Below are 23901 nucleotides of genomic sequence, written 5' to 3'. Positions count from 1 at the left end.
CCGTGACCGACCACGAAGATGACTCCTGACAATTCTCCGGTTTCACCGATCCTGCCCGGCGCATGGCTGGGTATGGTGGGTGGCGGCCAGCTTGGCCGCATGTTCTGTTTTGCCGCTCAGGCGATGGGCTATCGCGTCGCCGTGCTCGATCCCGACGCGACGAGTCCCGCAGGCGCCGTGGCCGACCGCCACATCTGCGCGGCCTACGACGACGAAGCCGCGCTCACCGAACTCGCGCGCCTGTGCGCCGCGATCTCGACCGAATTCGAGAACGTGCCCGCCGCAAGTCTCGACGCGCTCGCCAAATCGACTTTCGTGAGTCCCGCCGGCCGCTGCGTGGCCGTCGCGCAGGACCGCATTGCCGAAAAGCGCTTTATCGCTGCCTCGGGCGTGCCGGTCGCGCCGCATGTGGTGATCGAATCGTCGCAGGCGCTGGCCGCCATCGACGATGCGACGCTCACGGCCGTGCTCCCCGGCATTCTCAAGACCGCGCGCATGGGTTACGACGGCAAAGGCCAGATTCGCGTGACCAACGCCGACGAAGTGCGCGAAGCGCATGCGTCGCTCGCCGGCGTGCCTTGCGTGCTGGAAAAGCGTCTGCCGCTCAAGTTCGAAGTGAGCGCGCTGATTGCGCGCGGCGCGAACGGCGCGGCGGTGGTGTATCCGCTCGCGCAGAACACGCACCGTAACGGCGTGCTGTCGCACACCATCGTGCCCGCGCCCGACGCAAGCGACGTGCTCGTGCAGCAGGCCCAGCAGGCCGCGCTGCAGATCGCCGCGAAGCTCGGTTATGTCGGCGTGCTGTGCGTGGAGTTCTTTATCCTCGAAGACGGGTCGATGGTCGCCAACGAAATGGCGCCGCGTCCGCACAACTCGGGTCATTACACGACCGATGCGTGCGCCACGAGCCAGTTCGAGCAGCAGGTGCGCGCGATGACGGGCATGCCGCTGGGCGACACGCGCCAGCACTCGCCGGCCGTGATGCTCAACATCCTCGGCGATGTGTGGTTCCCGGCCGGTGCGGGCGAAGCGAAGGCCCAGAAGGGCGCCGCGCCCATCACGCCGCCGTGGGATCAGGTCGCGGCGATGCCGGCTGCGCGCCTGCATCTGTACGGCAAGGAAGATGCACGCCCGGGCCGCAAGATGGGCCACGTGAACTTCACCGCGCCCACGCTCGACGAAGCGCGCACGGCCGCACGCGATTGCGCGCGCCTGCTGCACATCGTCACGAGCTGAGTTGGACCGCGACATGTCCGATCAGCAGATCCGCACCGCCGCGCATCCGACCGACGCCGAAATCGAGCAGGCCGCCGCCTTGCTCGACGCGGGCGAGCTGGTCGCGTTTCCGACCGAGACCGTCTACGGTCTGGGCGGCGATGCGGCTTCGCCCGCTGCCGTCGCGGGCATTTATGCCGCGAAGGGGCGTCCGGCCAATCATCCGGTCATCGTCCATCTGCCGCCTGGCGGCGATCCCACGTACTGGGCGGCCGAGTGGCCGGAAGCGGCGCAAAAGCTTGTCGATGCCTTCTGGCCCGGCCCGCTCACGCTGATCGTGAAGCGCCACGCGCGCATTCCCGATGCGGTGAGCGGCGGTCAGGATTCGGTCGGCCTGCGTTGCCCGTCGCATCCGGTCGCGCAGCGTCTGCTGGCGGCGTTCTCGCAGCGGCGCGGCGGTCATGGCGGCGTGGCGGCGCCGTCGGCGAACCGCTTCGGTCATGTGAGCCCGACCACCGCGCAGCACGTGCGCGACGAGTTCGGCGCGGATGTGCATGTGCTCGATGGCGGCGCATGCGACGTCGGCATCGAATCGACGATTCTCGATCTCTCGCGCGGCTTCCCGGCCTTGCTGCGTCCCGGTCACGTGAGTCCGCAGGACATCGCGCGCGTGCTGGGCGAAGCGCCGCGTCTGCCCGATGGTTCGGACGCCACCGCGCCGCGCGCTTCGGGCACGCTCAAGGCGCATTACGCGCCGCGCACGCCGCTCGCGCTGCTGCCGTTCGATGCGCTGGAGCCGATGCTGGCGGCCGCACGCGAGGCGGGCGAAACCGTGGCGCTGGTCGCGCGGGCTTCGCGCGCGCAGGCGTGGGCCACGGCTGCCAATGTGCATTTCGTCGGCGCGCCGGAAGAACCGCAGATCTACGCTCGCGAGCTGTACAGCCTGTTGCGCGCGCTCGATCGTGCGAACGTTTCGCGCATTCTCATCGAGAAGCTGCCGGAGACGATCGAATGGATCGCCGTGAACGACCGGCTTGGCCGCGCGGCGGCGGCGTTCGAGCAACAGCAGGACTGACGTCGCGCGCATTTTGCGCATCGCCATGAAAAAACACCCCACGGCCGCAAGGCGCGTGGGGTGTTTTGCTTTGCGCAGGACGAACCTGCGCGTGCGCCTTTACTGCGGTGCCTTGCCGATACCCGCTGCAGCCAGCTGCGTCTCGACATAGGCGGCGAACTGCGCGTGCAGCGCCGTGCTCGGGTGCACCTGATCCGCGAACATATAGGTCGTGGGCGCGTCGGCGGTCGTCAGCGTCTGCGGCGAGCAGAACAGCGACGAGGCGAAGTTCGCACCGTACACGGCCGCTGCCGCGTCGATCACCGACTGCGACGTGCCGGCCGGCAGACCCAGCACCGAAGGATGCGCCAGCGCGTAGTTGGTCGCGTTCTGCTGCATCAGCGTCAGGTTGCAGGCCGTACCGGTGTTCGTCACCTTGAAGCCGAGGCTCGTCGCGTTCGTGATCGACTGGTCGAGCCATGAGAACGTGTCGACCAGCACCACCTTCTTCGCGGTGATCGACGTCGCGAGACCCTGGATCAGCGTGAGGTTGTAGGCCGCCGAGATCAGCGACAGTGCCTGGTCGGGCGCGCCCGAGGAGCCCGGCGTGGCGCTCACGGCCGCGTCCACAGCGAGCGCGGCCGGCGTCTTGCCGATGTCGGGCACGGTCACGACGGCCACCTTCGGCGTACCGGCGATCTGCGTGTTGACGAGGCTGGCGAGTTCGCCCGCGGCGTTGAGGATCGGCATGATCGACGCGAAGTCGGTGCTCGCGTTCGCATCGGCCTTGATCACCTGCAGCAGCACGGCGGCCGGCACGAGGGCGGTCGCCTGCGCGGTGGTGAAGCCTTGCTGGACCAGTGCCGCGACGGTTTGCTGCTGCACCGTGGTGTTGCTCACCAGCGTGGCGTACGTGCTCGATGCGAGCGCCGTGCCGAAGGCGGTCAGGCCAGCGGCGTTGTCGGTCTCGATGAGATTCAGGATTTCGTTCGCGCCGCCTTCGACGAGCACGAGCTGATTCGCATTGAAGCTGCCGTGCTGCGCCAGGTATTGCTGGAGCTGCCACGTGATCGGCTGCTGGCTGGCGGTCGGGATGGCGACGCTGGTGTCGCTCACGCCGCCGGTGTAGACGTAGGCGCCGCCCTGAGCGTAGTCGAGGCCGCCGGTGGCCGTCAGCGGCAGGCCGAAGCCGCCTTCGAAGGCCGGATCGAGGCTGTAGCCGAAGTATTCGGAGACCTTTTGCGCCCAGACTTCGCCCGGATTGGTCGTGAAGCGGCCGCCGCCGAAGCCCGGCGTGATCTGCTCGGAATAGGTGCCGGCGTCCGTCAGGCTGGTGCCGAAGGCCACGACCTGCAGCTTGGTGCCCGACGCGGGCGTGGCATTGGAATTGTTGTCGCCGCCGCTGCTGCCGCCGCAGGCGGCGAGGAGCGCGAAAACCGCGCTCGCGAGGGCGATCTGGGTGGTGCGCAGCACGGTACGGTGTCTCGGTGCTTGGTGCTTCATATTCACTTCATCTCCTCTAATTGGGCCTGTTCGTGGCCAGTCTTGCCACTGCCTGGTGCAAGCTTCTGATGCCAGTTTCTGCTGCGTTTTTTCCAGCCGATGCGGCCTGGCTAGCCGCGCTTCGTGTTTTGCGTAGTTCCCCGGGCTGTGGCCAACAGCCTACGCAATCTCTCAGGTCTTACGCGACCCGAGGTCACCCTCGGTGTTGTTTTCCGTCACCGCTGAGTTCGTTGAGTTCGTTGGTCGAATTCATGACCCGATGCCGATCGGGTGATCCGTTCTGATGGGCCGCCACCGCGCTTTCGGCCTGCATCGCATCGCGGCGCGCGCACCAGTCGGGCGGCGCGAACAGCGCAGCAAGCCGCGTGCGCGTATCGGGCATGCGTGCGCAGTCGCGCGCCATCGCGATCCATTCGTGAAAACTGGCCTTGAGCGGGTTGTCGCTGTCGAGCGGCTTGACGATGCCGTAGACGGGCGGCTCGTGCGCGACTTCCTCGACATAGCTGCCGAACAGCCGGTCCCAGATCGCCAGCACACCGGCGTAATTGCGATCGATATAACAGTCGTTGCGCGCGTGATGCACACGATGCATCGACGGCGTGTTGAAGACGTATTCGAGCCAGCCCAGTTTGCCGATTGCCTGGGTATGCACGAAGAACTGGAACCCCAGATTGACCAGCACGATGCCGACGATCTGCATCGGCGGAAAACCGAGTACGGCGAGCGGAATCCAGAACATCCACATGCCCGCGACCGGATACATCAGGCTCTGGCGAAACGCGGTGGAAAGATTGAGACGTCCCGACGAATGATGGACGACGTGCGCGGCCCAGAGCCAGCGCACGCGATGGCTCGCGCGATGAAACACGTAATAGAGCAGGTCCTGCGCGATGAAAAGCGCGAACCACGCAAGCAGCCCCGGCTGCCAGTCGACGAGGCGCCAGTGCCGATAGACCCACGCATAAACCGGAATCGCGACGAGCCACGCGAGCTTGTCGGTGCCCTGATGCATGAGCGCGAGCGTGGCGTTGCAGAGCGTATCGGGCCAGTTGTAGAGCGCGGCGCCGGGCCGCGTGCGGGCGAGATGCCAGGCTTCCCAGCCGATGCAGGCGAGAAACACGGGCGCGAGGGCGAGCAGCAGCCATTCAGCGTCGAACTGCACGAACGTCGTCCTCCTGTCCCGTGGGCGGCGCTGGTCGGCCAGCGCGGCGGTGTTGTCTCTTGTGTGTTGTCCGTCTGATGCGGACGCCGGCGCGCGTACTGTTATGTGTCTGTCGCGTTGTCGGACTTTGCCCGTCAGGGTACACGCCCCGCGCGTGCGACGCTCGGGGCTTTGCTAGAGGAAAACTTCGAAGGGAGACGCCGCTGGCCGATTGATCAGGGCGATTTTGCGTGGCTTTTGAGCGCCTTTAAAGGACTTTTAAAGGCGTCTCAAGCCGGCGGGCGGCGAGAGGATGGAACGACAGGCGGGCTATCGTGCGATAGCCCGCTCGCCTTTAATGCGCAGCGTGTTTCTTCTTTTTGGCCGTGGCCGATTTGGCGGCGGGCTTGTCGGTCGACTTTTCTGCCGACTTCGCGGTCGATCTCGCGGCCGATTTCGTCGACTTCGTAGCCGATTTCACCGGCGCCGTGTATTCGACGCGCTCGACATGCGCACCGTGTCCCACGGGCTTCGAAGCGTGTCCCGCACGCGACGCCCGGGTCGAACGCTTCGGATGCGGATCGACATAAACCGGCGCTTCTTCAGGCATGCCCTTGTAGACCCATTCGAGCAGCGAATCGTGCGCGGCGCGCGCGGACTCCGCACGCGGATCGTTGATCAGGCTCACGACGATCCAGCTCGAACCGTTCTCGGCGGCCACATAGCCCGCGATCGCACGCACATCGCGCAACGTGCCGGTCTTGATGTGCGCGTTGCCGCCCACGCCCGCGTTGGTCAGGCGGTTACGCATGGTGCCGTCCACGCCGACGATCGGCAGCGAATCGATGAACACCTGCGCGACCGGGCTCGCATTGGCCGTCTGCAGCAGATTCGCGAGCGACAGCGCGCTGATGTGCTCCTCGCGCGACAGACCGCAGCCGTTGTCGAGCACGAGTTCGGGCATGGCAAGGCCATTGCGATGCAGGAAGGTGGTGACGGCCGTGGCGGCTTTCTGCGTGGTCGCAGGCGGCTTGCCCTCGACGGCGCCCAGCGTGAGGAACAGATTGCGCGCCATCACGTTGTTGCTGAACTTGTTGATGTCGTGCACGACATCGCCGAGCGGCGGGCTTTGGTGCACGCCCAGCAGGCGCGCGCGCGGCGGCACGACGCCTTCGTGCGTGGTGCCTGCAAAGGTGCCGCCGGCCTGTTGCCAGAGCGCGAGGAAACCATCGGCGAAGAACGTCGAATGATCGACGGGCGCGGCCATGTTGAGCGTGCGCTCGCCGCAGCGCATCGCGTAGTTGCCCGCGAAGCTGGCCGTGACGACACCGTTCGCGCCCGGCGTGACCTGCGGGCTCGGCAGCATGCCGCCGCAGGCGCCGCCGCGCGTGTGGATCTGGTTGTCGATCTGCCATTGCGCGACCGGCGGCACGATGTCGACCGACACGCCTTCGCGCGACGGCGAGAACGTGAACGACAGCGCCTTGAACGCGTACATCAGCGGATCGGGGCCGACGTTGTAGGGCGCGCTGTTGTCGCCGTCGAACGAGGGCAGATCGCGCGTGGACGGATCGAACTCGCTCTTGTCGAGCACGAGCGCGCCTTCGATGCGCGTCACGCCGGCCTGACGGATCTTCTGCACGAGATCGATCAGTTCTTCGGGCACGAGTTTCGGATCGCCCGTGCCCTTGATATAGAGATTGCCGTGCAGCGTGCCGCTCGCGTCGATTTCACCGTCGGTGTAGGCGCTGGTTTTCCAGCGGTAATCGGCGCCCAGCATCGCGAGGCCGCTCCAGGTGGTGACGAGCTTCATCGTCGAGGCGGGCATCATCGGCTGGCCCGCGTTGACGGCGACGCTCGGCTGGCGGTCGCCGACTTTCTCGATCACCACGCTCACCGACGAAAGCGGCACGTGCGCGCGTTCGAGGCCGGCCATGACGCTCGGCGGCAGCGTGGTGCTGACGTTGACGGCCGGAATGCGCGGCGCGTTGTCGGGCTGCTGCGCCTGGGCGACGGGGACGCCGGCGAACGCCGAGGCGAGCGCGGCACAGGCGAGGGCCAGCGCGAGCTGGCGCGGAGCGCTCATCGTGCGGATCGTGCGCAGCGGACGGATGAAAGTACGTAGTCGGGACAGCGAAACGGGCAGCATGAAATGCGTTGGAATTGGGCGGGCAGTGCAGGGGCCGGGCGCGGCGCGAGACCCGGGCGGGGGCTTCGCGACGTCGCGCGCGGACGCGGAATCAAGCAAAAAACGCGATAAAAGTACGCGATAAAAATCGCGCGCACATCGCGATAAAAAAAGCGCAGTCGCGCTGCTGCCGCGAGGCCTGCGCAGCCGCCGCACGACGCAGCAGCATGAAAGGGCGCAATCGGCTTCGCGACGCCGCGCGCCGCAAAAGCGCCCATTGTAAAGACCTCGCGCGGCCTGCGTGCGTCGTTGGCGATAAATCGAAGAAACGACGGGAAAAAGTGAGCGAAGGTTACGCAGGCGCAGGGTCGCTGCAAGCTTCGCGTGCGCGCGCGGTCTGCGCAATGAAAGGAACGACCGCGGCAAGGCGCTAGAATGCAGCATCGTCATCAACGAAGTGCGGCGCTGGGCGCCGCCTGCCATTTCACTACGATGCGCATACTGCTAGTCGAAGATGACCGCATGATCGCCGAGGGCGTGCGCAAGGCGCTGCGCGGCGAAGGCTTTGCGGTCGATTGGGTCGAGGACGGCGAAGCCGCGCTGTCGGCCGCGAGCGGCGAAAGCTACGATCTGATGCTGCTCGATCTCGGGCTGCCCAAACGCGACGGCCTCGACGTGCTGCGTACGCTGCGCGCGCGCGGCAACGCGCTGCCGGTGCTGATCCTCACCGCGCGCGACGCCGTCGCCGACCGCGTGAAGGGTCTCGACGCGGGCGCCGACGATTACCTCATCAAGCCTTTCGATCTCGACGAACTCGGCGCCCGCATGCGCGCGCTGATCCGCCGCCAGTCGGGCCGCAGCGATTCGACCATCCGCCATGGTTCGATCACGCTCGATCCCGCTTCGCACCAGGTCACCCAGGACGGCGCGCCGGTCGCGCTGTCGGCACGCGAATTCGCGCTGCTCGAAGCGCTGCTCGCGCGTCCGGGCGCGGTGCTCTCCAAAACCCAGCTCGAAGAAAAAATGTACGGCTGGGGCGAGGAGATCGGCAGCAATACCGTCGAGGTCTATATCCACGCGCTGCGCAAAAAGCTCGGCGCCGATCTGATCCGCAACGTGCGCGGCCTCGGTTACATGATTGCGAAGGACGCCTGAGGACCTGCGCCTGCGGATGAGTTCTGGATGAGTTCAATACGACGACAACTGCTGTTCTGGCTGCTCGCGATCGTGGTCGCGGGCGTGAGTCTCGCGGGCTGGCTGATCTATCGCCAGGCGCTTGCGGAGGCCAACGAGCTGTTCGATTACCAGCTACGCGAAATCGCCGAGGCGCTGCCCTCCGAGCCGTTCAACGAGATCCTCAGTTCGCGCGATACCGGCGCCGAGGGCATCGTGCTGCAGATCTGGAATCGCAACGGCGTGCTGATGTACTACTCGCACCCGCGTGCGCCGCTCGCGCCGCGTGCGGAACTGGGCTTTTCGACCGAGAAGACCGATCGCGGCGACTGGCGCGTGTATGGCGCGATCGTCGGCGATAACGTCGTGCAGCTGGCGCAGCCGGTGTCGGTGCGTAACCGGCTGGCGGCGAACGTCGCGCTGCGCACGCTCTGGCCGCTGATCGTGCTGCTGCCGTTTCTCGGCCTGGCCGTGTGGATGGTGGTGGGGCGCGGTCTCAAGCCGCTTTCGCGGGTGGCGCGCGCGCTCGACACGCGTCATCCCGAAGCACTCGATCCGCTGCCCGAAGAGCGTTTGCCGCGCGAAGTGATGCCGCTCGTGCATGCGTTGAACGCGCTGCTCGAACGCCTCGCGCAGGCGCTCGATACGCAAAAAGCCTTTGTCGCCGATGCCGCGCACGAACTGCGCACGCCGCTGGCGGCCGTGCAGATTCAGGCGCAACTGGTTGCGCGCGCAAAGGATGACGAAACGCGCCGCGAAGCGCTCGGCGATCTGCAGGCGGGCGTGACGCGCGCGACGCGTCTGGCCGAACAACTGCTCGCGCTCGCGCGCTCCGAACCCGATGGTCACGCCCGCGCGCAAAGCGTCGATCTGCATGCGCTGCTCGATGATTGCGTGCTCAACTATGCGCCGCTCGCGCAGCAACGTGGCGTCGATCTCGGCATCGAGGAAAGCGTGGCCGCGCAGGTGCACGGCGACGCGCACGCCTTGCGCGTGATGTTCAACAATCTGCTCGATAACGCGACCAAGTACACGCCTGCGGGTGGCCGCGTGGATGTGAGCCTGCTGGTGCAGGACGGCCATCCGCTCGTGCGTATCGCGGATAGCGGGCCGGGCATTCCCGTGGAAGAGCGCGCGCGCGTGTTCGACCGTTTCTATCGTGTGGGGTCGGGCGCGAATCGCGCGCGCACGGATGTGGCCGGCACGGGACTCGGGCTCGCGATCGTGCGCCGTATCGCCGATCAGCACGACGCGACGATCGGGCTCGACGATTCTCCTGCGGGCGGTTTGCAGATCGACGTGCGGTTTTGACCGCGGCGTTTAATAGAGGTGAATAGAAGCGTTTAATCGCGGCATCTGAAAGCTCACCGTAAAAATTCCGGATTGCTTTCAATCTGTAGGTCGAGATCGATGCGCGCGCATCGATCTTTTCATCGCTCCCCATTCACCCAAACGCCCGCCACGCGGGCGCTTGCGGCGCCTTCGCGGAATAGTTCCTGAATTAAGACTCCTTTAAGTGACGCGGCTTAACCTTCGTTACGTCGTGACAGCATCCCGCGCAAGGAGTCCACTATGAATACCAAAGTCATTACCCGCAGTGCCGTGGCCATCGCTGTAGCCGTCGCGTTGTCGGCGGGCTACGTGGCCGGGCGCCGCGATGTGCCGCCGCCCCAGGTCATCACGCCCGCGCAGGCCGCGATGATGCCTGCCGAAGCCGCGGCCAAGACCGGCATTCCTGACTTCTCGGGCCTCGTGGAAACCTACGGCCCGGCGGTCGTCAACATCAGTGCGAAGCATGTGGTGAAGCAGACCGCCCTGCGCGGCGGCGGCGGTGGCGGCGGTGCGCAGCAATTGCCGATCGATCCGAGCGACCCGTTCTATCAGTTCTTCAAGCACTTCTATGGCGGCATGCCCGGCATGGGTGGCGACGGCGGCGGTGCACAGCCGGATACGCCGAGCGCGAGCCTGGGCTCCGGTTTCATCATCAGCCCGGACGGCTACATTCTGACCAACGCGCACGTCGTCGATGGCGCGAACGTCGTGACGGTCAAGCTCACCGACAAGCGCGAATTCAAGGCCAAGGTGGTGGGCGCGGACAAGCAGTCGGACGTCGCCGTGCTCAAGATCGACGCGAAGGATCTGCCGACCGTGAAGATCGGCGATCCGCGCCAGAGCAAGGTCGGCCAGTGGGTGGTGGCGATCGGCTCGCCGTATGGCTTCGACAACACCGTGACCTCGGGCATCATCAGCGCGAAATCGCGCTCGCTGCCCGATGAAAACTACACGCCGTTCATCCAGACCGATGTGCCGGTGAACCCGGGCAATTCGGGCGGCCCGCTCTTCAATCTGCAAGGCGAAGTGATCGGCATCAACTCGATGATCTACTCGCAGACGGGCGGCTTCCAGGGCCTGTCGTTCGCGATCCCGATCACCGAAGCCATGAAGGTCAAGGACGATCTCGTCAAGACCGGCCATGTGAGCCGCGGACGCCTGGGCGTTGCGGTGCAATCGATGAACCAGACGCTGGCGAACTCGTTCGGCATGGACAAGCCGCACGGCGCGCTGGTGAGTTCGGTGGACGCCAGCGGCCCGGCCGCCAAGGCGGGTCTGAAGCCGGGCGACGTGATCGTGTCGGTGAACGGCGAGCAGGTGGGCGATTCGTCCGATCTGCCGTCGCTGATCGCGGGCATGAAGCCGGGCACCAAGGCCGATATCCAGATCTGGCGCGACAAGGGCACCAAGGATCTGACGGCGACGATCGGCTCGCTCTCCGACAGCAAGGTCGCGTCGAACGACACGCCGCAGTCGCAGATGCAGGGTCGCCTGGGTGTCGCGGTGCGTCCGCTCACACCGGAAGAGAAGAGCAACAGCTCGCTCGATCACGGTCTGCTCGTCGAGCAGGCGGGCGGCGCGGCGGAAAGCGCGGGCATCCAGCAGGGCGATGTGATTCTCGCCGTGAACGGCCGCCCGGTGAGCAGCGCCGACCAGCTCAAGCAGATGATCGCGCAGGCCGGCAACAGCATCGCTTTGCTGATCCAGCGCGACGACGCGCAGATCTTCGTGCCGGTCGATCTCGGCTAACGTCCGCAACGGTTCGCTCTGGCGGCCCGCTGCGTTGTACTACCGGGATTGTCGGGTCGCTTTTCACTGCCGCCGGGGCTTCGTGTCCGGCGGCAGTTTTCTTTTGGGCGCGCGGTTTTGTGCGCCGTTCTGTGCGCCGTTTTGTGCGCTGCAGGAGCGATCGGCGCGAATTGCCGATATCGTCGCTATCGATATGAGTGCGGGTGTGAGTGCGGCGGGGCGGGCACACGCCTTGCGCTCGAGTCGAGCCGCAAACCTGTTGAGGAGCAGCCACGATGAAGATGTTTCGTAATACGCGTCCCGTCCTTTCGGCCGCTGCACTGGCGGCCACCCTGGGCATCGGTGCAATCGGCTTCGCGGGCAGTATCGGCGTCGCGCAGGCGCAGCAGGCCATGCCTCCCGGCGGCAATGCCGGCACCGACAACATGAACGGCACGATGGGCAATGCGACCGTCGGCGGTTCGAGCAGCGACAACACCAGCGCGGGCAACGTCAACGGCGAAGGCATGCCGCAAGTGCAGCAACAGGGCGATGTCTCGTTCGTCTCCGGCGGCGTCGGCCAGGACGAATCGAAGGCGCTGCAAGCCGCGCAACACTCGTGGCCGCTCGCGCTGCGCTTCACCGGCCGCAAGGCCGAGTTCCTCGCCGATGTCCACGTGCAGATCACCGACGCCCACGGCGCCAGCGTGCTCGACGCGACTTCGCGCGGACCGTACATGCTCGTGCGCGTGCGTCCGGGCCGCTACACGGTGCACGTGAGCCACGCGGGCGTCGACAAAACCAGCGCCGTGACGGTGGGTTCGAACGGTAGCGCGCGCGCCTCGTTCGTCTGGTAATCGTCACTGGGCGTCACGGCGGGCGAGGGCCGTCTGTGCGCTAGCGCACATGGCTGTCGCCTGCCCGCATCATGTTGCGCAAGCCGGCGAAGTTTGGCCGATAATGAAGCCACGGGTTCGCCGTGGCTTTTTTCTGGCGCGTGCTATGTCGATGTTTTATTTGGTCGTCATGCGCAGGGAAGACAATGTCCGGCTACGCGAGCGTCAGGGAGCAGGATAAATCGGCCATGACCGGCACCGTGCCGGCAAGCCGGCCAACCAGCGGCGTTGCGCCAGCCTGTTGCGGCGCACCTCGATCAGGGAGCAGATCATGGCGGTCGAACCGGACGCCGGCCATCGCATCGATATCGTCGTGAACCGCCATCGCGTGCGCGTGATCCATGGCGGCATCACGATCGCCGACACGCTCGCGGCCCTCACGGTCAGCGAAACAGGCCTTCCCGACGTCTTCTATTTCCCGCGCGCCGACGTGAACATGGCGCGGCTCGAACGCTCCGAACGCATCACGCCATGTCCGCACAAGGGCAGCGCGGCGTATTTCCATCTGCGTACCGAAGACGGCCGTATCGAAGACGCCGCGTGGAGCTACGAGGCGCCGCACGAGACGGTGAGCGGTATCGGCGGTTATCTGGCCTTCGACGCCGAACGCGTCGATCGCATCGACCAGACCTCCTGAGCCGCGCGTTTGCGGGCCGCCCCATCCACCTTTCGACAACGATCCGACCTTCTCGCACCATCATCGGGGAGCCGCCATGGAACTGAACGACGCGTTGAGGATTCCGCTCGAGCCGTCCGCCGTCTGGCAAGCGCTGCAGGACGCCGCGCTCGTGCGCGCGAGCCTGGAGCATTGCGAGTCGTTCCGCCGGCTCGGCCCCGGCGAGTACGCGATCACGCTGACCGTGCCGCTCGGGCCGCTGCGTGCGCGTTACGAAGTGCGCGCTCACATCGCCAGCGATGTCGCCGAAGTGCCGCTCAAGCCGCGCCGCGTGCTGAGCTTTCGCGCGCGTGCGGATGGCATCGGCTCGCTGCGCGGGCAGATCGATGTGGCGTTACGGGAAGAGGAGCGGGCGGCGACGGCGGCGGTGGAGCGCGGCGTGAGCACGCGTATCGATTATTCGGTGTGGGCCACGCTGACCGGGCCGCTGGGCGAGTTGCCGCCGCGCCAGATCGAAAACGCGTTGCACGAACTCGCCGACGAGTTTTTCACCGAGTTCTGCGCCGTGGTGGCGGCCAAGCATGGCCAGGCGCCCAATCGCGTGCGCGGGAAAGAACCGCGGCGTCAGCATGTGTTTCTGCGGCCGATCAATCTCGCCGCCGTGGCGCGCCGCGCGCATCTGCTGCCGCAGCATGCGGACGGGACCTTGTCGGGGCGCGCGGCCAGCACGCTGCGCCACGAACCCACGCCGCACGCGATGCCCGGCTGGGCCTGGGCCGCGATGATCTTCTTCGTGGCGATCCTGTTCTACGTGGCGCGCCACTTCACGGCGAGTTGAACCGCGCGGGCGGCTCAGTCGTCAGTGGCCGGATCGGTGGCCGAGTCAGTGGCCAGGTCGGTGCCGGTACGCAGCGCCGGGCTGCTGGTCAGCGCGTCGAGCATCGCCTCGACGTGACGCTGGGCGTTCTTCGCCACGTCGAACATATCCGGCAGGATCGCCATGTCGTGCAGCGTGCCCGTGATGAACGAATGCAGCACGCGCGCCGCGCGAGCGGCGTCCAGATCGGTGGGCAACTGGCCCTTCGACATCGCGTTGCGCAGGCCTTCCTCGATACGCATCAGCCCTTCGCGCATATTGTCCTGATGACGCGCCATCACCGGTCCCATCTCTTCGACGAACTCGCACTTCAGGAACAGGATCTCGAACACGCGCCGGCGGCGGGCGTCGGTGGCGGTGTCGCGCAGGCACAGCACGCACAGATCCTTGATGCGGCCGAGCGGATCGGGCTCGCCCGGATCGACCGAAGCCGCCTTGAGTTCGTCGAGCGGCAGGATCACGCGATCGAACATCGCCGTGAACAGGTCGCCCTTGTTTTCGAAATGCCAGTAGATCGCGCCGCGCGTCACGCCCGCCGCATTGGCGATATCGGCGAGCGAACTGCGCGAGACGCCTTTCTCGAAGAAGACGTGTTCGGCGGCGTCGAGAATGCGGTTGCGCGTCTCCAGCGCTTCCTCTTTCGTACGTCGGACCATGTTTGGGTCAGCGCCTCGCGGCGGGGTGAGTGGAGTGGCCAGGCATTACAGGGTCAGGCGGGCAAAGTATTGATTTGTAATATGGATGTCATGCGCGGAATCTGCCCGAACGACGCTTCATGGGGCTGAAGTGTTCTTAAACATTCATTCGCGAATGTATCTATAATACCACCCCACCACCTGGATACCTTGAGTAGAGATGTCCGGTTAATATCCGTCACTGGCCAAGCGGTCGTAGAAACCCCAATGCGCGACGCCCCTGTGGTGGCGCGCGAATGAAGCCCGGATGGATGTTGCAGACCGGTATCGCGCCTTTCCTGAAGTACCGGGTTATCCGTCAGGTATTGCCAGATGCTGGCGTGTGTCGTCGTCCTCCTGCTTGCTCCCGCTCGCGAGGACGCTGCACGCTTTTAATTGTCAGATATAGACAGAGGTCGCTCCATGCGCGTCGAACGGGTTCCATTCCGCCTAATCAGCTTCGCGACGGCTGCCGTTGTGCTCGCAGCCTGCGGGCAAAAGCAGTCGGCGCCGCCGCCGCAAACGCCCGAAGTGGGCGTCGTTACCGTCCAGTCCACCACTGTGCCGGTCGTCTCCGAACTCCCCGGCCGTACCAACGCCTTCCTCGTCGCGCAGGTTCGCGCGCGGGTCGACGGCATCGTGCTGCGCCGCGAGTTCACCGAAGGCTCGGTCGTGAAGGCCGGTCAGCGCCTGTACAAGATCGATCCGGCGCCGTACATCGCCACGCTCAATAACGCCAAGGCCACGCTCGCGAAGGCCAAGGCCAATCTCGTTACGCAGAACGCCCTCGTCGCGCGCTACAAGGTGCTCGTCTCGGCCAATGCGGTGAGCAAGCAGGACTACGACAACGCCGTGTCCGCGCAAGGCCAGGCACAGGCCGATGTCGATGCCGGCAAGGCCGCCGTCGATACCGCCCAGATCAACCTGGGCTACACCGATGTGCTCTCGCCGATCACCGGCAAGGTGGGCATTTCGCAGGTCACGCCGGGCGCTTACGTGCAGGCGAGCGCAGCCACGCTGCTGTCGACCGTGCAGCAGATGGACCCGATGTACGTCGACCTGACGCAATCGAGCCTCGACGGCCTGAAGCTGCGCCGCGAGATCGAAGACGGGCGCCTGAAGACCAATGGCCCGGACGCGGCCAAGGTCTCGCTCGTACTCGAAGACGGCCGCACGTACTCGCAGCAGGGCAAGCTCCAGTTCACTGACGTGACCGTCGACCAGACCACCGGCTCGGTGACGATCCGCGCCCTGTTCCCGAACCCGGACCACGTGCTGCTGCCGGGCATGTTCGTGCGCGCGCGCATCGACGAAGGCAACAACGACCACGCGATCCTCGTGCCGCAAATCGGCGTCCAGCACGACCAGAAGGGCCAGGCGACGGTGATGGTCGTCAACGCCAGCAACAAGGTCGAGCTGCATCCGGTCGTCACGTCGGCTTCGATCGGCCAGGACTGGGTGGTCGATAGCGGTCTGAATCCGGGCGATCGCGTGATCGTGCAGGGCACCGAAAAGGTCAAGCCGGGCGCTCAGGTCAAGGTCGTGGACGCCAAGCTGCCGCCGCCGCCCGCACCGGGCGCGCCTTCGGCAGACCAGGCGACGGCATCGGGCTACGCAAGCGCAGGCGCCGCATCCGGCGCGTCGGCTGCTTCCGCACCCGCTGCCTCCGCCGCGCAATAACAGGGAGCCTGCTTCATGGCAAAGTTCTTTATCGATCGCCCGATTTTCGCGTGGGTGATCGCCATCATTCTGATGCTGGCGGGTGTGGCGTCGGTGTTCACGCTGCCGGTCGCGCAGTATCCGACCATCGCGCCGCCGTCGATCCAGATCAGCGCGACCTACCCGGGCGCGTCGGCCAAGACGGTGGAAGACACGGTCACCCAGGTGATCGAGCAGCAGATGAGCGGTCTCGACCACTTGCTGTATCTGTCGTCCACGTCCGATGACTCGGGCACGGCTACCATCACGCTGACGTTCGCGGCGGGTACCAACCCGGACATCGCGCAGGTGCAGGTGCAGAACAAGCTGCAGCTCGCCACGCCGATTCTTCCGCAGGTGGTGCAGCAGCTCGGCATCAAGGTGACGAAGTCGAGCAGCAGCTTCCTGCTGGTGATGGCGTTCGTCTCCGAAGACGGCAGCATGACCAAGTACGACCTCGCGAACTACGTGGCGTCGAACATCGAAGATCCGGTCAGCCGTATCGACGGTGTGGGTACGGTCACGCTGTTCGGCTCGCAGTACGCGATGCGCGTCTGGCTCGATCCGAACAAGCTGAACAATTTCAGCCTCACGCCAAGCGACGTGACGGCCGCGATCACCGCGCAGAACGTGCAGATCGCGGGCGGTCAGCTGGGCGGCACGCCGTCGGTGGCGGGTCAGTCGTTCCAGGCGACCATCACCGAATCGACGCTGCTGCACACGCCTGAAGAGTTCGGCAACATCCTGCTGAAGGTGAATCAGGACGGCTCGCAGGTGCGTCTGAAGGACGTGGCGCGTATCGGTCTGGGCGGCGAAAACTACAACTTCGACACGAAGTACAACGGTGCGCCGACCGCCGGTCTGGGTATTCAGCTCGCCACGGGCGCGAACGCGCTGCAGACCGCGAAGCTGGTGCGCCAGAAGATCGACGACCTCTCGAAGTACTTCCCGCACGGTCTGGTCGTGAAGTACCCGTACGACACCACGCCGTTCGTGCGCCTGTCGATCGAGGAAGTGATCAAGACGCTGCTGGAAGGCATCGTGCTGGTGTTCCTCGTGATGTACCTGTTCCTGCAGAACCTGCGCGCCACGCTGATCCCGACGATCGCGGTGCCGGTGGTGCTGCTGGGTACGTTCGCGATCATGGCGGCGGTGGGCTTCTCGATCAACACGCTGTCGATGTTCGGCCTCGTGCTCGCAATCGGTCTGCTGGTGGACGATGCGATCGTGGTGGTGGAAAACGTCGAACGGGTGATGGTGGAGGAGGGCTTAGGGCCCAAGGAAGCCACACGTAAGGCAATGGGCCAGATCACCGGCGCACTGGTAGGCGTGGCGCTGGTGCTGTCGGCGGTGTTCGTGCCGGTGGCGTTCTCGGGCGGTTCGGTCGGCGCCATCTATCGTCAGTTCTCGCTGACGATCGTGGCGGCGATGGTGCTGTCCGTGCTCGTCGCGCTGATTCTCACGCCGGCGCTGTGCGCGACCATCCTCAAGCCGATCCCGCAAGGCCATCACGAAGAGAAGAAGGGCTTCTTCGGCTGGTTCAACCGCACGTTCGACAAGAGCCGCGACAAGTATCACAGCGGCGTGCACCACGTCATCAAGCGTTCGGGCCGCTGGCTCATCATCTATCTGGCCGTGATCGTCGCGGTGGGCTTCCTGTTCGTGCGCCTGCCCAAGTCGTTCCTGCCCGATGAAGACCAGGGCACGATGTTCGTGATCGTGCAGACGCCTTCCGGCTCGACCCAGGAAACCACGGCGCGCACGCTGGCCAACATCCAGAACTATCTGCTCAACGACGAAAAATCGATCGTCGAGTCGACGTTCACGGTGAACGGCTTCAGCTTCGCGGGCCGCGGCCAGAACTCGGGTCTCGTGTTCGTGCGGATGCGCGACTACAAGGAACGTCAGCACGCGGACCAGAAGGTCCAGGCGCTGGTGGGACGCGTGTTCCAGCACTACGCGGGCTACAAGGACGCGATGGTGATTCCGGTGAATCCGCCGTCGATTCCTGAACTCGGCACCGCTTCGGGCTTCGACTTCGAACTCCAGGATCGCGGTGGCGTGGGCCACGAAAAGCTGATCGAAGCGCGCAACATGCTGCTCGGTATGGCCGCGAAGGACCCGTCGCTGGCGCTCGTGCGTCCGAACGGCCTGAACGACACGCCGCAGTACAAGATCAACATCGACCGCCAGAAGGCTGAAGCGCTCGGTGTGACGGCGGCATCGGTCGACCAGACGTTCTCGATCGGCTGGGCTTCGTCGTACGTCAACAACTTCCTGGACGTCGATGGGCGGATCAAGAAGGTGTACGTGATGTCCGACGCGCCGTTCCGCATGACGCCGAACGACCTGAACACCTGGTACGTGCGCAACAGCGCGGGCGGGATGGTGCCGTTCAGCTCGTTCGCGAGCGGCCAGTGGACCTACGGTTCGCCCAAGCTCGAGCGCTACAACGGTATCTCGGCGGTGGAAATCCAGGGTCAGGCCGGTGCGGGCAAGTCCACGGGTCAGGCAATGACGGCTATGGAGCAGATCGCGGCGAAGCTGCCGGCGGGTATCGGCTACGAGTGGACCGGTCTGTCGTTCCAGGAACGTCAGTCGGGTTCGCAGGCGCCTATCCTGTACGGCATCTCGATCCTCGTCGTGTTCCTGTGTCTCGCGGCACTGTACGAAAGCTGGTCGATTCCGTTCGCGGTCATCATGGTGGTGCCGCTCGGCGTGCTCGGCGCGCTGCTGGCGGTGACGCTGCGCGGTCTGGAAAACGACGTGTTCTTCCAGGTCGGTCTGCTGACCACCGTGGGTCTGTCGGCGAAGAACGCGATTCTGATCGTGGAATTCGCCCGCGACCTGCAGGCGGAAGGCACCATGGGCCCGGTCGAAGCGGCGCTCGAAGCCGCCCGACTGCGTCTGCGACCGATTCTGATGACCTCGCTCGCGTTCATTCTGGGCGTGCTGCCGCTCGCGATCAGTAACGGCGCGGGTTCGGCTTCGCAGCACGCGATCGGTACCGGCGTGATCGGCGGGATGCTGACCGCGACGTTCCTCGCGATCTTCATGATCCCGATGTTCTTCGTGGTGATCCGCGCGAAGTTCGCCGGCGAGAAGGAAGACCCGGATGCGGCGCTCAGGCATTACGAAGAGCACCACGCGCACGACCATGACGCCGATAACAACGGCGGCAACGGTGGCGCAGGCGGCAACGGCGCTGACGGCCCGGGCAAGGAAGGACATTGAGATGCATAAACTATCCGTAATTGCAGGGGCGGCAGCGCTCCTGGCGGGCTGCACGATGGCGCCGTGGTACCACCGGCCGGAAGCACCGGTTTCGCAGACCTTCCCGCAAGGCGGCGTCTACGCGACGCAGCCGGGCGCGACGGACGGCAACGGTCAGGCTGGCCACAGCGCCAACGGCGCGAACGCCACCGAAATCGGCTGGCGCGACTTCTTCGTCGATCAGCGTCTGCAGCAACTGGTCACGATCGCGCTGAAGAACAACCGCGACCTGCGCGTCTCGGTGCTCAACGTCGAGGCGGCGCGCGCGCAGTATCAGATCACGCGCGCCGATCTGTTCCCCGCCATCAATGGCGTGGGCACGGATACGCGCACGCGGGTGCCGAAGAGTCTGCAGACCGCGGCGAACAATCCGTACAGCGTCTACAACGTGGGCCTGCAGGCGTCCTGGGAAATCGACTTCTGGGGGCGCGTGCGCAGCCTGAAGGACCAGGCGTTGGCGCAGTACCTGTCGACGGCCCAGGCACGCAAGGCGGCGGAAATCTCGCTCGTCTCGCAGGTCGCGGACCAGTACCTGACGATGCTCTCCGACGACGACCTCGTGAAGGTCACGCAGGAGACGCTCAAGACGGCGCAGGACTCGTACAACATCACGAAGGCGCAGTTCGACACCGGCACGGGCACCGAACTCGATCTGCGTCAGGCGCAGACCGTGGTCGAGAACGCCCAGGCCAACCTGCAGGCGCAGATGCGCGCCCGCGCGCAGGCCGAAAACGCACTCGTGCTGCTGATCGGCGAGCCGCTGCCGGCGGATCTGCCGCAGGGTCTGCCGCTCGACGGCCAGAACCTGCTCGCCGATATCCCGGCGGGCCTGCCGTCCGATCTGCTCACGCGGCGCCCGGACATCATGGAAGCCGAAGAAACGCTGCTCGCCGCCAACGCCAACATCGGCGCGGCGCGTGCGGCCTTCTTCCCGAAGATCTCGCTGACGGCGGCGTTCGGCACCGAAAGCCTGTCGCTCGGCGGGCTGTTCAAGGCGGGCACGGCGGCATGGAGTTTCGTGCCGCAGGTCACGCTGCCGATCTTCGAAGGCGGTTCGAACATCGCGAACCTGCAGCTTGCGAACGTGCAGAAGCGCATCGAAATCGCCAACTACGAGAAGGCCATTCAGTCGGCGTTCCGTGAAGTGGCCGATGGCCTCGCGGCGCGCGGCACCTACGATCAGCAGATCGGGGCGCTCGAGCGCAGCACCTTCGCGAGCCAGCGCAGCCTGGATCTGTCGGAGCTGCGCTACAAGAACGGCGTGGACAGCTATCTGCCGGTCCTGACCGCGCAGACGACGCTGTACACGTCGCAGACGTCGCTGATCACGGCACGCCTTGCGCGCCTGACCAACCTCGTCGATCTGTATCGCGCACTCGGCGGCGGCTGGATCGAGCACGCGGGCGAGACGCCGCGTCCGGCCGACGAGCCGGTCGATTACGGCGCGGCCAGCGCACCGGCGGCTGCGTCGGCGCCGGCAGCATCGGCGGGCTGAGCGCGCTGTTCGCTGCGCTTTAGCCAGGCCTCAAAGTCAAAACGCCACGGGTGACCGTGGCGTTTTTTTATTTGCGCGCGACGAAAAATCAGAAATCCTGCGATGCTTCGTGATGGCCGCTCGGATACCATAAGAAACCTCTATGTTTCCATAACAGATAAATGGCTTGGATCGAAATGTCCCGCAATCCGGACCAGCGTCCTGATGGATGGGCTGTAGGTCAGTGCTTGTGGTCGCCTCAGAGAAATCAGCTGGGCCGCACGTGGGCCTTTTGGGAGACCATGCGCGACGTCCAGCCGGGGGATTTGGTCTTTCATTTATGCGGCCATTCTGGCAACGCTGCGTTCGCCGGTTTTTCAACTGTCGCGTCGAGCTGTTCGTTCTTGGACAATGGGCCCAATGGTCCCGAGAAGCTTTACAGGGTTGAGTTGAGTGAGTTTGAATTGCTCTCGTCCCCACTGTCACTTACGGAGACTTTCGCGGCTCGTAACAGTGAACTGAGAGCTTATTTTCGTAGTAACCGCAACGCAGGCGCGGCGAAAGAAAGGATTTTCTATGTTGAACAGGCTGGAAGGCTGCAATGTTTGAATGGTGCATACCTTTCATATGTCAGTGATAGCCTTTTACATTTGCTTTTTGGCATCGAAATAGAAGTTGGCGTGGATCGCTCGACAGTGATTGCAGATTCGACCAATACGGGCACTGTGCTGAGGAGCGTGGCGGCTCGCATCGGACAACAAAATTTCGCTAGAAACGTAAAGCAAAACTATGGTTTTCGATGCTGCTTCCCTGGTTGCGGAGCAGATAACGTGAGATTTCTGATTGGGTCGCACATTGCGCGTTGGGCAGATACTTCTCATCTTCGGGGCGAAACGAATAATGGTGTCTGCCTTTGCGTGCTCCATGATCGGGCGTTCGAAATCGGAGCATTCACGTTTGATTGCAACGGGCGGATAGTGACTCATCCAGAAAAATGCAATGGAACGTGGCTACGCGATTTGCTGGAGCCTGCGGTTGGTCATTTCATGCGTATCGGGAAAATACCGCCTTCTCCTGAGGCTTTAGCGCATCATTGGGCGGCGCACGGATTTAGCATTAGCTAACTCGGGCATTGAACGTAATATGCTGCGAGTCCTTAGCCACGCGGCCCGATAAAAAAGGCGTCACGGTTTCCCGTGACGCCAAACCAGCAAAAGGCCCCAGCTCGCACCCTATGTGCGGTGGGGCACCTCTCGCGTCGACTCGGTACGTCGTTCAGTGCGCAGCGGTGCGCTGCATTTCGTGGCCGGCTTCCGGCGCGCCAGGCGCGTGGCTGCCGTCGAGATCGTGACCGGCGCGGCGGATGTCGCGCTCGGCGGCGCGTTCGCTCTTCACGCCGTTGAAGATGATGTTGAGGATCACCGCCGACACCGAAGCCAGCAGGATGCCGCTATGCAGGATCGGCGACAGCGCCGGCGGCAGTTGCGCGAAGAAGTGCGGCGAGACCACCGGCACGAGGCCGAAACCCACGCTCACGGCGACGATGAACAGGTTGTGCTGGTTCTTCACGAAGTCGACCTTCGAGAGCACCTTGATGCCGTTCGCGGCCACCATGCCGAACATCACGAGACCCGCGCCGCCGAGCACGAAGGGCGGCACCGAGGCCACCATCTGCGCCATCTTCGGGAACAGGCCGAGCACCACCAGGATCACGCCGCCCATCGCGCAGACATAGCGGCTTTTCACGCCCGTCACGCCGATCAGGCCGACGTTCTGCGAGAACGAGGTATGCGGGAACGAGTTGAAGATACCGCCGATCATCGTGCCCAGACCGTCCACGCGCAGACCGCGCACGAGCGTCTGCTGATCGACCGGACGCTCGACCATATCGCCCACGGCGAGGAACATGCCGGTCGATTCGATGAAGGTCACGAACATCACGATCACCATGGTGGCGATCGGCAGCACGTGGAACTTCGGCAGACCGAAGTGGAACGGCATGACGAAGCCGACCCACGGCGCGTGCGTGACGCCGTCGAGGCTCACGCGGCCCAGCGCCAGCGCAATCGCGAAACCCGCGACGATGCCCAGCAGCACGGAAATATTCGCAACGAAACCGCGGCCGAACTTGTTGATCAGCAGGATCAGCATCAGCACCAGCAGCGAGAGGCCGAGATAGACCGGGTCGCCGTAATGCGGATTACCCACGCCGCCCGCGGCCCAGTTGATGCCCACTTCCATCAGCGAGAGGCCGATCACGGCGATCACCGTGCCCACCACGACGGGCGGGAAGAAGCGCAGCAGCTTGCCGATCATCGGCGAAATGACGATGCCGATCGCTCCGGCCGCGATGGTCGAGCCGAAGATGTCGAGAATGCCGAGTTGCGGATTGGTGCCGATGGCGATCATCGGGCCGACCGAGGCGAACGTGCAGCCCATGATGACCGGCAGGCGGATGCCGAAGATCCACAGGCCGAGCGTCTGGATCAGCGTGGCGATGCCGCAGGCGAACAGGTCGGCGCTGATGAGGAAGGCCACCTGATCCTTGGGCAGACCAATGGCGCCGCCGATGATGAGCGGCACGGCGACCGCGCCCGCATACATCACGAGCACGTGCTGGATGCCGAGCGTGAGGAGCTGGGCGAACGGCAGGCGTTCGTCGCAAGGATGAACCTGGTTTGCGCTGCTCTGTCGGGACTGGGCCTGCTCCCTTTCGATACCCTGGGGATGCATGTCGTCTCTCTCCGTCTTCGTTTGGGAATATGGCCTCCAAGGTATGCGGGACGAAAATATGCAACAAGACCGCTGGGGACTATTCCGTGCTTTCCGGGGGCGATATGCACGCGGGCGCCGCGACGCCGTTTATTGGGGGGAGATCGTGCGTCGATGCGGGCGCGCGGCGATGCTGCGGCGCATCGTGCCGATACGCGCGAGTGCCGGTGTGGCGGCGTTCAGGCCGCTTTTCAGGCGCTGGAATGACGTTTGGTGCTGGCGCGGGCGAGGCATTGCGATGACATCGGCGTGACGTTTCTCGCCATGTCGCCGCGATTCAAGTGGATGGCGGGGCATGTCGCGCATGCGGGCGTGGTTATGATCTATATTTCGTCCGCCGCATGTGA

17 protein-coding genes are annotated in these 23901 nt (G+C 64.9%); 12 read left to right on the top strand and 5 right to left on the bottom strand.

The annotated features are described in order from the left end of the window. The first annotated feature begins 18 nt into the window (after positions 1-18). Positions 19-1236, top strand: a complete 1218-nt coding sequence (locus G3N59_RS14440) for a 5-(carboxyamino)imidazole ribonucleotide synthase (RefSeq protein ID WP_205983311.1) — start codon at positions 19-21, stop codon at positions 1234-1236. A gap of 13 nt (positions 1237-1249) precedes the next feature. Beyond that, the gene (locus G3N59_RS14435; RefSeq protein WP_205983310.1) at positions 1250-2290 is read left to right on the top strand and encodes an L-threonylcarbamoyladenylate synthase; all 1041 of its coding nucleotides are present in this window, start codon (positions 1250-1252) and stop codon (positions 2288-2290) included. A gap of 99 nt (positions 2291-2389) precedes the next feature. Here the strand turns inward: G3N59_RS14435 and G3N59_RS14430 are convergent, their stop codons facing one another. From G3N59_RS14430 to dacB, 3 genes are all read right to left on the bottom strand, one after another. After that, on the bottom strand, positions 2390-3772 hold the full coding sequence (locus G3N59_RS14430; protein ID WP_205983309.1) for an SGNH/GDSL hydrolase family protein: 1383 nt from the start codon (positions 3770-3772) through the stop codon (positions 2390-2392). Positions 3773-3965: 193 nt separating this feature from the next. Then, positions 3966-4934: a sterol desaturase family protein gene (locus G3N59_RS14425; protein ID WP_205983308.1), complete on the bottom strand. Its 969-nt coding sequence runs from the start codon at positions 4932-4934 to the stop codon at positions 3966-3968. A gap of 334 nt (positions 4935-5268) precedes the next feature. Then, positions 5269-6999 carry a D-alanyl-D-alanine carboxypeptidase/D-alanyl-D-alanine-endopeptidase gene (gene dacB / locus G3N59_RS14420; protein ID WP_241023445.1) on the bottom strand — a complete coding sequence of 577 codons (1731 nt, stop codon included), beginning with the start codon at positions 6997-6999 and terminating at the stop codon, positions 5269-5271. 534 nt (positions 7000-7533) lie between these two features. Between dacB and G3N59_RS14415 the strand changes: the two genes are divergently transcribed. The 6 genes from G3N59_RS14415 (at position 7534) to G3N59_RS14390 (ending at position 13624) form a co-directional block, all read left to right on the top strand. Further along, positions 7534-8196 (top strand): response regulator, encoded by a 663-nt coding sequence (locus tag G3N59_RS14415; RefSeq protein WP_205983459.1) that lies wholly within the window; start codon positions 7534-7536, stop codon positions 8194-8196. Between the two features lie 27 nt (positions 8197-8223). After that, positions 8224-9525 carry an ATP-binding protein gene (locus G3N59_RS14410; protein WP_205983306.1) on the top strand — a complete coding sequence of 434 codons (1302 nt, stop codon included), beginning with the start codon at positions 8224-8226 and terminating at the stop codon, positions 9523-9525. Between the two features lie 261 nt (positions 9526-9786). After that, positions 9787-11295 carry a DegQ family serine endoprotease gene (locus tag G3N59_RS14405; RefSeq protein ID WP_205983305.1) on the top strand — a complete coding sequence of 503 codons (1509 nt, stop codon included), beginning with the start codon at positions 9787-9789 and terminating at the stop codon, positions 11293-11295. Between the two features lie 275 nt (positions 11296-11570). Next, positions 11571-12131, top strand: coding sequence for a carboxypeptidase regulatory-like domain-containing protein (locus G3N59_RS14400; RefSeq protein ID WP_205983304.1), 561 nt, complete (start codon positions 11571-11573; stop codon positions 12129-12131). Between the two features lie 310 nt (positions 12132-12441). Continuing rightward, positions 12442-12807, top strand: a complete 366-nt coding sequence (locus G3N59_RS14395) for a DUF427 domain-containing protein (protein WP_205983303.1) — start codon at positions 12442-12444, stop codon at positions 12805-12807. 76 nt (positions 12808-12883) lie between these two features. Next, on the top strand, positions 12884-13624 hold the full coding sequence (locus G3N59_RS14390; protein ID WP_205983302.1) for an SRPBCC domain-containing protein: 741 nt from the start codon (positions 12884-12886) through the stop codon (positions 13622-13624). Positions 13625-13638: 14 nt separating this feature from the next. Here the strand turns inward: G3N59_RS14390 and G3N59_RS14385 are convergent, their stop codons facing one another. Next, entirely contained in the window at positions 13639-14319 is a 681-nt protein-coding gene (locus G3N59_RS14385; RefSeq protein WP_205983301.1) for a TetR family transcriptional regulator, read from the bottom strand. A 441-nt stretch (positions 14320-14760) separates the two neighbouring features. Between G3N59_RS14385 and G3N59_RS14380 the strand changes: the two genes are divergently transcribed. The 4 genes from G3N59_RS14380 to G3N59_RS14365 all read left to right on the top strand — a co-directional run bounded on the left by G3N59_RS14380 (position 14761) and on the right by G3N59_RS14365 (position 21906). Further along, a complete protein-coding gene (locus tag G3N59_RS14380) occupies positions 14761-16017 on the top strand; it encodes an efflux RND transporter periplasmic adaptor subunit (protein ID WP_205983300.1) in 1257 nt (418 codons plus the stop codon). Between the two features lie 15 nt (positions 16018-16032). After that, positions 16033-19269 (top strand): efflux RND transporter permease subunit, encoded by a 3237-nt coding sequence (locus tag G3N59_RS14375; protein ID WP_205983299.1) that lies wholly within the window; start codon positions 16033-16035, stop codon positions 19267-19269. A 1-nt stretch (position 19270) separates the two neighbouring features. Beyond that, a complete protein-coding gene (locus G3N59_RS14370) occupies positions 19271-20803 on the top strand; it encodes an efflux transporter outer membrane subunit (RefSeq protein WP_205983298.1) in 1533 nt (510 codons plus the stop codon). A gap of 281 nt (positions 20804-21084) precedes the next feature. After that, positions 21085-21906: an HNH endonuclease gene (locus tag G3N59_RS14365; protein ID WP_205983297.1), complete on the top strand. Its 822-nt coding sequence runs from the start codon at positions 21085-21087 to the stop codon at positions 21904-21906. A 151-nt stretch (positions 21907-22057) separates the two neighbouring features. Here G3N59_RS14365 and G3N59_RS14360 read toward each other — a convergent pair whose 3' ends face one another. Further along, entirely contained in the window at positions 22058-23515 is a 1458-nt protein-coding gene (locus tag G3N59_RS14360; protein ID WP_205983296.1) for a nucleobase:cation symporter-2 family protein, read from the bottom strand. Positions 23516-23901: the final 386 nt, after the last annotated feature.

Origin of the sequence: Paraburkholderia sp. Ac-20340 (assembly GCF_017104965.1) — a bacterium.
Classification (GTDB): Bacteria; Pseudomonadota; Gammaproteobacteria; order Burkholderiales; family Burkholderiaceae; genus Paraburkholderia.
This window is presented reverse-complemented; position numbering and strand designations above follow the sequence as displayed.